Source organism: Vibrio minamisatsumaniensis (assembly GCF_050337445.1).
GTDB classification, from domain to species: Bacteria; Pseudomonadota; Gammaproteobacteria; order Enterobacterales; family Vibrionaceae; genus Vibrio; species Vibrio artabrorum.
Genome location: NZ_JAKJSY010000027.1, coordinates 40396 through 51920, shown reverse-complemented (window position 1 = coordinate 51920; position 11525 = coordinate 40396). Strand labels below are relative to the sequence as shown.

At 41.9% G+C, this 11525-nt stretch carries 9 protein-coding genes; 3 read left to right on the top strand and 6 right to left on the bottom strand.

Features of this window, described 5'->3' with window-relative positions:
- Positions 1-296: 296 nt before the first annotated feature.
- Entirely contained in the window at positions 297-608 is a 312-nt protein-coding gene (yciH, locus tag L4B77_RS07980; RefSeq protein ID WP_429749641.1) for a stress response translation initiation inhibitor YciH, read from the bottom strand.
- Between the two features lie 4 nt (positions 609-612).
- A complete protein-coding gene (locus tag L4B77_RS07975; protein ID WP_429749639.1) occupies positions 613-978 on the bottom strand; it encodes a DUF3319 domain-containing protein in 366 nt (121 codons plus the stop codon).
- 100 nt (positions 979-1078) lie between these two features.
- On the opposite strand from L4B77_RS07975, the gene L4B77_RS07970 reads away from it, so the two are divergent.
- Positions 1079-2047, top strand: coding sequence for a tyrosine-type recombinase/integrase (locus L4B77_RS07970; RefSeq protein WP_429749637.1), 969 nt, complete (start codon positions 1079-1081; stop codon positions 2045-2047).
- 47 nt (positions 2048-2094) lie between these two features.
- Here the strand turns inward: L4B77_RS07970 and L4B77_RS07965 are convergent, their stop codons facing one another.
- The gene (locus L4B77_RS07965) at positions 2095-3090 is read right to left on the bottom strand and encodes a D-alanine--D-alanine ligase (RefSeq protein WP_429749635.1); all 996 of its coding nucleotides are present in this window, start codon (positions 3088-3090) and stop codon (positions 2095-2097) included.
- A gap of 180 nt (positions 3091-3270) precedes the next feature.
- Positions 3271-3837, bottom strand: coding sequence for an SPOR domain-containing protein (locus L4B77_RS07960; protein ID WP_429749633.1), 567 nt, complete (start codon positions 3835-3837; stop codon positions 3271-3273).
- A 216-nt stretch (positions 3838-4053) separates the two neighbouring features.
- Here L4B77_RS07960 and L4B77_RS07955 point away from each other — a divergent pair, with 216 nt between their 5' ends.
- The gene (locus tag L4B77_RS07955; RefSeq protein ID WP_429749631.1) at positions 4054-6738 is read left to right on the top strand and encodes a bifunctional acetate--CoA ligase family protein/GNAT family N-acetyltransferase; all 2685 of its coding nucleotides are present in this window, start codon (positions 4054-4056) and stop codon (positions 6736-6738) included.
- Here the strand turns inward: L4B77_RS07955 and L4B77_RS07950 are convergent.
- Positions 6727-7614, bottom strand: coding sequence for a LysR family transcriptional regulator (locus L4B77_RS07950; protein WP_429749629.1), 888 nt, complete (start codon positions 7612-7614; stop codon positions 6727-6729). The genes L4B77_RS07955 and L4B77_RS07950 overlap by 12 nt on opposite strands.
- A 225-nt stretch (positions 7615-7839) precedes the next feature.
- On the opposite strand from L4B77_RS07950, the gene L4B77_RS07945 reads away from it, so the two are divergent.
- Complete coding sequence (locus L4B77_RS07945; protein WP_429749627.1) at positions 7840-9987, top strand: TonB-dependent hemoglobin/transferrin/lactoferrin family receptor; 2148 nt, start codon at positions 7840-7842, stop codon at positions 9985-9987.
- A 321-nt stretch (positions 9988-10308) separates the two neighbouring features.
- Here the strand turns inward: L4B77_RS07945 and galE are convergent, their stop codons facing one another.
- A complete protein-coding gene (gene galE, locus L4B77_RS07940) occupies positions 10309-11322 on the bottom strand; it encodes a UDP-glucose 4-epimerase GalE (RefSeq protein WP_429749625.1) in 1014 nt (337 codons plus the stop codon).
- Positions 11323-11525 lie beyond the last annotated feature (203 nt).

The following is an 11525-nucleotide window of genomic DNA, read 5'->3' as shown; positions in this document are numbered from 1 at the left end:
GAAGAAATTGAGACGTTACAGAGCATGCTTAGCTTTATTCGAATCTACCCACAGATTCAGGCTCAAGAGCAGCTAGACAGCCCTCAGAAAGAACTTACGCCTTAGTGCGTATTATGTACGTTATGTTAAATTGATTTCAATGGTAAATAGGCAGTTCTTTTTTGCATATATGCCCTGCCTTTGAAGTATCGGTATTCTGATACTGTCTATTTAACCATATTAGGTATTTACCATAAAATACCTAATATCCAGTGATCATAATCTTCGATTGTCTCACTGGAATTAGTGAAAGATAATTAACCGCCGGCGAATTTAACTTTGTAGCCTTTCTTTTCAAGATGCGCTTTAATTTTATCGCGAGCATCACCTTGAATTTCAATATGACCATCTTTAACTGAACCGCCACAGCCGCAAACTTTTTTAAGTTCTGCCGCCATTAGTTTCAACGGAGCATCATCTAGGTCTAAGCCCGTAACGACTGAAACCCCTTTGCCTTTACGACCTTTTGTTTCTTTTTGGATTCGAACAATGCCATCACCCTTAGGGCGTTGGGTTTTTTCTTCTTTAGGTGTGATACGACCTGTTTCTGTTGAATATACAAGGCTCATAATATTATTTCTTTTGTTGCTCTGCTTTTTGTTTAGCAAGTAAGTAAGCTTCTATATGACGCTGAATTGCCATTTTTCCACCTTTAATTAGGCGCCCATTAAACATGCAATACCACGCATTCGGCTCACCGGTGTCATTCTTAATTTGATAGCCGTTGAAGATCTCAGTTCCACCCGTTCCTCTAGGCTTACTCAACGCTGTAAACTCTTTAGGATCGATAATAGATGCAGTATCAATCCACCAATCGATGCTTTTTTTTACGGCCGCGAGATTGCCTTGAATGACATTCTTCTTTAACTTAGCTTGCCAGATTGTGTTATTGGCATCTATCGATTGCAAATGGATGTTGCGATAAATTGAATTAGCCATATCTATTAATCATCTTTTTGTTTTCACTACACTAATCATAAGTATACTTTTCATCATATCAAGAATAATATGGTTAAAATAGCTGCTGAGGTACAGTAATTTGAGAAAAAAAGTCCCTATTTTAACCGAAACCGTAATAATTAATGCTTTTGTTGACAAACTGAACAGCCAAGCGAGCGTTGAAATTATTGATGAATTAACAGGGTGCCTGTATTCTCGCAACTCATTGTTAGCTATTTATAATGACTGGAACCGCTATCATGCCTTTTGTGTTAAACATAGTATCAATACGCTTCCAGCCTCTATTACTGCCGTTCGTCGTTTTCTCGAAACTGAATCCCAAATTAGAAAATTTGCATCTATTAAACGTTACACTGCAACACTGAGCTTATTACATACGGTGCTAAACTTTGCCAACCCAATAAAGCATAAGCAAGTCCGCTTTACTCTGCTCCACTTACAGGCTCGAATGGCTGGTGACGCTAAGCAAACCCATGCCATGACATCAGCACACCTTACTCAATTAAATTCGCTGCTTAAACATAAAAACGCAAACTTAAAAGAAATTCGTGACATTGCTATTTACAATGTGATGTTTGAGTGTGCTTTAAAGCGTTCAGAGCTTAAAGCGCTATCGATGCGAGATATTAAAAGTCGCGATCAAGGTTATCAAATCACCATCAAACATGCGGCTTATAAGCTGTCAAAAAGGGCCAATGATTCACTGCTTCAGTGGCTTTCGTTTGCCGGTAATGACGATGACCTCCCATTGTTTCGCGCAATAGACAAGCATGAAAATATTGGACTTCAACCTTTAGATGATTCGTCTATCTATAGGATATTGAGAAATGCGAGTGATCTGCTTAGTCTGCCAGGGAATTATCATTTTTCAGGAAATTCAATTCGTGTCGGTGCTGCGCAAGAGTTATCGAAACAAGGCCTTAAGGTAAGAGAAATTCAGAGTTTTGGACGCTGGCTTAGCGTAGCAATGCCAGCGCAATATGTTGGGCACGTCGCTACAGCCGAAAAAGAAAAAATGAAATTTAAAGCGATAGTGCCTTGGCAATAAACTCAAAAAGGCACTATGTAATCTTAGATACGTTAAGTTTAGACGAACTAAATGAGGCTGGTTCTAACGCAATTTTCTAGGAACTCGCTAAATTTATAACCGTCGTTTTCAACCATTTTCGGGAACATTGAAATTGGTGTCATACCTGGGAAGGTATTGACTTCATTGAGGTAAATCTTATTGTCTTGCGTTAAGAAAAAATCAATACGCGACAAGTGACGAAGCTTCATTTGAGTAAAGACTTTACGCGCGCTATCTGCAATCAACATTCGTTGCTCGTCGGTTAGGTTGCTCGCTTCCACTTCGGTGATAGAGTGACTGTTGGCGCTGTATTTTTCTTCGTAAGAATAGAATGCACCATTTGGGGCAATCACTTCACCCGGCTTACTGATGTGAAGTTCTCCATCCATTTCATAAGCTGCAACTTCTAGCTCTCTCGGTATCACTGATTGTTCAATAAGTACTTGATCCGAGAAGGTAAACGCCTTGTTTATCGCTTCGCTTAAGTCTTCAACTTGATTGACTTGATAACAACCAACAGAAGAACCTTGTCGAGCTGCCTTTACGAAAACTTTTCCCCAAGTATCAAACGCTTGAGTGGCTTGTAAGTGCGTTTGTTCTGTGTTGTCAGATAAGAACAAGTATGGCGTATTTGGAATACCAAGTGCGTCATACCATAGTTTAGATGTGATCTTATTAAAGCTGTTGTTACTTGCTTCAGGTCCACAACCTAGATACGGGATTTTGGCCATTTCAAACAGAGATTGAATGTCACCCGTTTCCCCTGGGAAACCGTGAATGCAAGGCACGATGAAATCGACTTTAGATTTGAGATTGTTACCACATAAAGTTTGGTTATTAATATCAAGATAGACTAACTCTCCCGAATCAAGACACCAACCTTCACTCTTAATCTCAACTCTTAAAACATTAAAATCTGCAACGCTATTGAGTTCAGCATAAAGATAATTGGCTGAAACTACGGACACTTCATGCTCAGAAGATCCACCGCCGCAAAGTAAAAGGATGTTTGTGGTGTTCATGGGTAAATTCGGTCCTTGAAACTAGGAATACTGACTGCAATGATAAACAAAAGTCGAAATAGGTACAGTGTTTTGAACACGAAAATCGCGTTCTTATGATCGAGCGATTAACTATTAAACAGAACTGTTTGTCTTAAAAATAAAAGAAGGAGCATGTGCTCCCTCTATATCGATTTAAACTTAGTTCAACTTGTTAAGCGTCGGGTATTCAGAGTTTTTGATATCATCAATGCTCTTAACGAACGGCTTCAAGTTTTGGAAAGTGGCCGGCAAGGTCGCAATGGCTTTCTTAGCATCTAAGCGTGTAGCGTAGTCACCGTAAAGAACGGTAAACCATTTCGTGCCATTAACCATTTTGTAGTTTTCCCAAACAGGTTGCTGTGTCATCGGGAGCATTTTTACGAAAGAGTCGACTTTATTTTGGGTGCCTACCGCTACCACTTGAACGGTGTAACCGAAGCGCTGGTTCATCTCTTGTTGTTTCTTGGTTGGGCCTACAACAGTGGCAACTGGCTTAACTGCCGTTGTTTGAGTCACTTTTTGTTCAACCGGCGCGGTCTTGACAACAGGTTGTTCAACATTCTCTTCAACAACACTCGTTTGTTCAGATTGAGATACAACGGGTGCTTCAACTTTGGCTGTTTTGTACTCTTCTTGATAACTATCTGAAGTTACATTTGTAACGTAATCGCCAGACACACATGCAGCCAAGAACAGTGGCAAAGTCACAATTGCAAATTTTTTCATAGGAAACTCTATATCCTTAATAATAATTACTATAAATCATGCCGATACGTCGGTTCAGAATCAAGTTAACTTTGAGATTATACATCATTAGTGGGTGACCTATTTCACAAACTTTATGCCATATTTGCTTATTATTCTAAAATCGGTGTATTTGACATCAACCTGCAACTGAAAAGTGGGTTACGATGAACTAACGCGCATTGCCAGGATATGTCTATGAATCATCTTGATCCCCTACTCAAACCCCGCTCAATCGCTGTGGTTGGTGCTTCTCAACAAGAAACGCGAGCGGGATATATCGTTATGAATAATCTGCTGCACGGGGATTTTAAAGGTGCGGTAATGCCAGTTACGCCTAAATATGACTCTGTTGCAGGCGTACTTTCTTACAAGAACATTTTATCACTGCCTATCGTGCCCGATCTTGCTATTTTATGTACCAATGCAACGAGAAATATCGCGATTTTTGATGAGTTAGCGGAGAAAGGTATCGCGTCTGTCATTGTTATGTCATCTGACATGCACCGTATCAGTGACAATGGTGAGACCTTTGAATCCCGATGCCTAGCGATCGCAAAAAAGCGAAACATTCGTGTGCTTGGTCCAAATAGCCTTGGCATTATTATTCCATGGTTAAAGCTCAATGCCTCTTTCTCTCCTGTCACGGCTCTACCTGGTAAAATTGCGTTTGTTTCACAATCTGCAGCCGTGTGTACTACGATTCTCGATTGGGCAAATGATAAAGAGATCGGTTTCTCGGCGTTTATCTCGATAGGTAATGGCGGCGATATCGAATTCTCGGAATTGTTGGATTATCTGAGCACCGACTCCCACACTGAAGCAATCTTGCTTTATCTTGATAGTATTAAAGATGCAAGAAGCTTTATCTCTGCAGCACGTGCCGCCTCGCGTAATCGAAGAATTCTGGTGCTTAAAGGTGGACGAACTGTTAAAGGGCGAGCGGCTGCAATCGCCCATACCGGCGGTGTCGACACATTAGATATTATCTATGATTCAGCCATTCGACGCAGCGGCATGTTGCGAGTTAAAAACTTACATGAACTGTTCGCTGCGGTAGAAACTCTGACTCATTCAGTGCCCTTGAGAGGCGAGCGCTTGGCGATTGTTACCAATGGCGGCGGTCCTGCTATTATGGCGGTCGACACCTTATTTGACCGTGGTGGAAAGCTTGCTGAGCTATCAGAAGAGACAGTCGAAAAATTGAACGAGGTTTTGCCAGAAAGTTGGTCTCATAGCAATCCTATTGACATTGTTGGCGATGCTGGTGATCAACGCTATATCGACACCATAAACATCTTACTCGACGGCGATGAAACGGATGCGATTTTGATCATGCACAGCCCTTCAGCCATTGCACATTCAACTAAAACCGCAGAGCGAATCATTGAAGCCATTAAAAAGCACCCTCGCCATAAGCGATTTAACATCCTGACCAATTGGTCTGGAGAGCTAACAGCAAGGCCAGCACGAAAGCGGTTTACCGAAGCGGGTTTCCCTACCTATCGAACACCTGAAAGCTCAGTGGTCGCATTCATGCACTTAGTCGAGTACCGACGTAACCAACGTCAACTGAAGGAAACGCCGACCACGGCAGAAAAAGTACACATTGAAGACTTAGCGGATGCGAAAAATTGGATAAAACGACAGCTACTGGATAAAAATACAGTTAGTCTTGATACTCATCAAAATAGCCAGTTCTTCAAGAGCTTCAATCTCGATGTATTACCGACTTGGATCGCATCTGATCCGAGTGAAGCGGTACACATTGCCGAAACCATTGGTTATCCCGTTGCAGTGAAATTGCGTTCACCGGATATTGCGCACAAGTCGGACGTACAAGGTGTGATGCTGAATCTACGAAACAGCAATGAAGTCGCAAATGCAGCTCAGGCAATTCTCGATCGCTCTCAATTATCGTTCCCTACTGCCCATATCCACGGTCTGTTAATTCAAGGTATGGCGAAGCTTGCAGGAGGCCAAGAGTTGCGTGTTAAAGTCATTACAGACCAAACTTTTGGCCCCATAATTTTACTCGGCCAAGGCGGTTCAGAGTGGGATGAGTCTATTGATGCCGCCGCTGCGTTCCCACCGCTAAACATGACACTGGCACGCTACTTGATAATTCGGGCGATAAAAAGTGGCAAGATCCGCCTACAAAAACTCCCTAATCCAATCGATATTGCGGGACTTTCTGAATTATTGGTGCGTATATCGCAAATGGTGGTTGATTGTCCGGAGATACATGATTTGGATATCCATCCAGTACTGGCTAATGGAGATAAGTTTACCATTTTAGACGCCGATATTATCTTGAAAGCTTACGAAGGAGACCCTCAAGAGCGACTTGCTATCCGTCCTTACCCGGTTGAGCTTGAAGAACAAATCCAGTTAAAAGATGGGACACAAGTGTTGCTACGCCCTATTTTACCGGAAGATGAACCGCTTCATGCTGACTTCATTAGCCGTGTGTCTAAAGAAGATCTCTATAAACGTTTCTTTAGTGATGTTGGTGAGTTTAATCATGAGGCATTGGCCAATTTCACTCAAATCGATTTCGATCGAGAGATAGCATTTGTGGTTGTTCGTAAGGAACAAGGCGTTCCTGCTATTATCGGGGTATCGAGAGCCTTGATTAATCCAGAAAATACCGACGCAGAGTTTGCGATATTAATACGTTCTGATCTCAAAGGTATCGGTTTAGGTCGAATTCTTCTCACTAAGGTAATCGACTACTGCCGAGCCAAACAGACCAAGCAGATGTCAGGTATGACAATGCCGACAAACAGAGGGATGCTAACACTCGCTCAAAAACTCGGTTTTAAGTTAGAGATCAGTTTTGAAGACGGTACGGCGGACATGGTATTGCCATTACTTAAGTGACCATGTCTTTTTAAGGTGTTGAATACACGATGATTTAGCGTCGCCCATTTTGTTGCGTCGCCAAGCCATAACGATATCGATCGGCTGTGGTTCTGTTCCCGAAATCTGCTGTAGAACGCCCGATTCAATTAAAGGTGTAGCAACGCTAGTCGGTAAAGTACCAATCCCTAATCCACTTATCAGAGCCTCTACTTTTGCAGGGAAGCTTGTCACAGTTAGCCGTGGCTGTTTTTCTAAAATATTAATACTTAATGCTGGTTGATCACGAGCGGTATCCGCAATGGCAATAACCCTGTAACTTTCCCTTGCTTTTTGATTAAATTCACCAGAGCGTTTGTGTACATAATGGTTTGACGCTGCAACCCAAACCATTTCCATTTTACCGATAACGTCACTTTTAAGACCGTTAGGAATGGTGTCAACCTTTGGGCATACGAGTAAGTCGGCACGATCGTCGATAAGCGCCTCCCAACAGCCCGCTAATATTTCTTCTTGTAAACGAACGCGTGTCTTACTGATTTTTCCAAGCTCATCGACCATTGGAAAAAAGTGAGTAATCGGAATAATACCATCAAAGGCAATGGTTAAATCCAACTCCCAACCATTGGCGAGAATGCTCGCCTCATTAACGAGCCGTTCTGTTGCTCCAAGAATTACTCTGCCTTGCTCAAGTATCAATTGGCCTGCTTCTGTAAAATTCGCTCGATGTCCAGAACGGTCAAAAATCATAATATCTAAGTCTTGCTCTAATTTCTGAATTTGGTAACTCAGCGATGATGGTGCTCTATCCATTTCATTTGCCGCAGCGGCGAAACTTCCCCGACGATCGATGGCATCGAGTATGTGTAGTGCTTCAAGTGTTATTGGACTATGCATAGCTTTCCTATTATTAAAATGAGATTTAGTTCACAAAAATACAAGCCTTTAGAAAATCAATACCGTTGTAAAAAGTCATTGGATACAGTTACTTAAGCTCACTCATTATCCATGGATTGATTCAATTCAAAAAACAAGCAAATACAAATAATAGTAATTATCATTTAGATCCAATATTATAAATCACAGACCACGATAATACTATGAAACTAAGGTAACTATTCGATGTATAAGCAATCCCTACTCTCAGCTTCAATCATTTTGGCGCTTTCATCAACATCAGCTTTCGCTGAAGATTATGCCCTATTTGACGAGGTTGTTGTATCGTCAACTCGCACGAATCAAACTCTTATCAATACCGCGGCCTCTGTGACGGTTATCTCTGATAAGCAAATTGAGGAGAACATGGCAAAAGATGTGAACGAAATCTTCGAATACACACCAGGTATCACGATGAACTCGAGTCCTCGCCAAGGGGCGCAGACTATCAATATTCGTGGCATAGAAGGCAAACGCGTTAAGATTTTGGTCGATGGGTCCTCTCAACCAGGCTCATTTGACGGTGGTCCTTACGCATTTATTAACTCTAGCGGTATTTCAATCGATCCTGACATGATCAAAAGTGTCGAAATTATCAAAGGTGCGGCTTCAAGTTTACACGGAAGTGACGCTATTGGTGGTGTGGTTGCCTTTGAAACGAAAGACCCTGCTGATTTCTTGAAAGCGGGCGGAGACTTCGGTGGCCACGCGAAACTGTCTTACTCTTCAGAAGATAACGCTTTCAGTGAGCATGTTGCCTTAGCGAATCGATTTGGTGATTTAGAAACATTGGTTGCCTACACTCGCCGTGACGGTAAAGAGCTGCAAAACTTCCGTGACTCTAATAACTTAGAGAATTACGCAGTAGAAAATCAAGACACATCAGCGGATAACCTATTGGTAAAACTGCAATATCAATTGAATGAAAGCCATCGTATTGAGTTTCTCGCTGAGCTCATCAAAGATGCTTCAGACTCTGATATTTATCACTCAAGCTACGATAGCTACACGGGTGCAGATGATACAGAGCAAAATCGATTTGCGATTAAACACATTTGGTTCGCTGATGGTGCTATCGCTGACACCGTAACAAGTAAGGTGTCATACATATCTAAAGAAGAAAATGGTGTGACGAAGCGTTTTAAACCAGCGGGGCCAGGTATGCCACCTTGGGTGCCAGCGAACAACGATAACTTGCAAACGAAAGACTATGAATACACCGAAGATAAGCTTGAGGTCGAAACGCAGTTAGATAAAGAGATTAACAACCATTACCTCGTTTACGGTGCAACATATACTCATAGTGATATCAGCAATACCAACATGGAGTATAATTCTGATCCTGCGACCCCTGATCAGCTTTATGTGTACACTCCTGATGCGAAAGAGCAAAAATTTGGCCTGTTTGTTCAAGACGAAATTAGCTTAATGAACGACAAACTGGTTGTTACTCCAGGTGTTCGTTTTGACTACTTCTCAACGGACCCTGGTAATAATACCGCAGAATCATTAACTGATTTCTCAGATTCTGCGGTAACTGGACGTTTAGGCTCAACATACAAAATTACTGATACAGGCACACTTTTTGGCCAAATTAGCCAAGGCTTTAGAGCCCCTTCTTTCGATGAACTGTACTACACGTATGACAACCCAGGACATGGTTACGTAAATGACCCCAACCCGGATCTTAAGTCTGAAACCAGTATCTCTTATGAACTAGGTTACCGTCATAATACACAGGCTTCGTCGTCTGAAATTGCTGCTTATTACAGTGATTACGATGACTTCATCGAAAATGTGGTCACGAAAAAAGTGGGCGGAACAACACACTACTCTAACGTTAACTTAGATTCGGCAACAATTAAGGGGGTTGAATTCTCCAACACGTTACTGTGGGATGTTTTGGTCGGTGCACCAAAGGGAATTTCAACTCACTTCGCTGCTTCATATACAGAAGGTGAAGATGGAAACGGTCATGCACTAAATAGTGTAAACCCTTGGAATGCTGTATTAGGTCTTAACTACGATGCGCCAAACCAAAACTGGGGGACTAGCCTTAAGTTAAACTACACGGCTAACAAGTCTGGTTCAGACATTAACTTCGATGACGAAAGCGGTGGCAACGCGGGTCAAACTGGACTCCCGAGTGCTACGGTTGTTGACCTAACGGCTTACTACAAGCCAATGAAGGACCTGACTATTCGTGGTGGTGTATTCAACTTGACTAACGAAGAGTACTATCGTTGGAACGATATTCGTGGCGACGTTCAGCTCTACAAAGAGAACTCGCAAGCAGAAAGAAACTACGGCATTTCAGCTAAATACGAATTCTAATTTATTCAATAAACTACATCGCAGAGACTAAAAAGCCAGCTAAATGCTGGCTTTTATCTATTTCACTAAAAGTGGTATAAAAAAGGTGATAAGTGAAATTATTTCGCTGTCATTTCTTTTTTTACCATTACTGCGGCTGCAATAATGAAAGTGATGATTAGACCGAGTTCCATGATTAACTCCAAAGAAAATTAACATTAAATACACAACTTGAGAGAATGATAGCATACCGAATACAGAATGACACTTTTTACACTGTCATTGACACTTTAAACGATTTAGATCARAAAAGGATGCTTTTAAACATCCTTTAAAATTAAATCAACTTGGAAAACCATTAGGGTTTGTTGATTGCCAACGCCAGGTATCTTCGGTCATTTCACTCAGGGTTCGCGTTGCATTCCACCCCAGCTCTTTTTGAGCTTTTGCTGGATCGGCCCAACATTCCGCGATATCACCAGGGCGACGTTCAACCAGTTTGTAAGGGATTTGTTTACCGCTTGCTTTTTCGAATGCTTTTACCATGTCTAAAACACTTGAACCATTGCCGGTGCCAAGGTTGTAGATATGAAGACCATCTTTACGCCCTACTTTCTCAAGTGCAGCAATATGGCCATCAGATAGATCCAAAACGTGAATGTAATCACGAACGCCAGTACCGTCTTCCGTTGGGTAGTCATTACCAAATACAGATAAGTACTCGCGTCGCCCCACCGCAACTTGAGAGACAAATGGCATCAAGTTATTGGGAATACCTTGTGGGTCTTCTCCCAACTCTCCGCTTGGATGTGAACCGACTGGGTTAAAATAACGCAGCAGTGTAATGCTCCAGTCTGGATTGGCTTTTTGGAAATCAGTTAAACACTCTTCTACCATCAACTTACTACGCCCATAAGGGTTAGTTGCACTTGTTGGGAAGTCTTCTGTAATCGGAACGCTAGCGGGATCGCCGTAAACAGTAGCAGACGAACTAAACACCAACGTTTTCACATCGGCTTCGCGCATTGCATCAACCAGTACTAGCGAACCATTAACATTATTGTCGTAGTACTCAAGTGGTTTTTCGACAGATTCACCGACCGCTTTCAGGCCAGCAAAATGAATTACCGCTTCGATGCTATGTTCTTTCATGGTTTTAATCAAAAGCGCTTTATCACGAACGTCACCTTCAATAAAATTAGGGCGAACGCCAGACACTTTTTCAATACGCTCAAGAACACTTGGTTTGCTGTTGTACAAGTTATCAAACAGTACTGGCGTCATGCCTGCGTTAATCATCTGGATACTTGTATGGCTACCAATGTAACCCATGCCACCTGTAACTAGAACATTCATGTTTGATAACCTTATTTATCTAAATAGATGAATCTATTGCCATGATACCTTAAGTCAAGGCCCAGTCACAAACACCAAATACCAATAATTCTTTTCGACGAACATTGATTGACACTGAAATAGGGTCTGCCAAAGGGCGTTAACAAGTGGCACCTTTGAGGCAAAAACCCTACTTTTACTAATGGTACGTTTGTAGATAACAA

Excerpts from the sequence above, each read along its gene's own strand:
- L4B77_RS07975 (WP_429749639.1), bottom strand. The coding sequence starts at position 978 with ATGGCTAATTCAATTTATCGCAACATCCATTTGCAATCGATAGATGCC.
- L4B77_RS07950 (WP_429749629.1), bottom strand. The coding sequence starts at position 7,614 with ATGCATAGTCCAATAACACTTGAAGCACTACACATACTCGATGCCATC.
- L4B77_RS07960 (WP_429749633.1), bottom strand. The coding sequence starts at position 3,837 with ATGAAAAAATTTGCAATTGTGACTTTGCCACTGTTCTTGGCTGCATGT.
- L4B77_RS07945 (WP_429749627.1), top strand. The coding sequence starts at position 7,840 with ATGTATAAGCAATCCCTACTCTCAGCTTCAATCATTTTGGCGCTTTCA.
- L4B77_RS07965 (WP_429749635.1), bottom strand. The coding sequence starts at position 3,090 with ATGAACACCACAAACATCCTTTTACTTTGCGGCGGTGGATCTTCTGAG.
- L4B77_RS07955 (WP_429749631.1), top strand. The coding sequence starts at position 4,054 with ATGAATCATCTTGATCCCCTACTCAAACCCCGCTCAATCGCTGTGGTT.
- galE (WP_429749625.1), bottom strand. The coding sequence starts at position 11,322 with ATGAATGTTCTAGTTACAGGTGGCATGGGTTACATTGGTAGCCATACA.
- yciH (WP_429749641.1), bottom strand. The coding sequence starts at position 608 with ATGAGCCTTGTATATTCAACAGAAACAGGTCGTATCACACCTAAAGAA.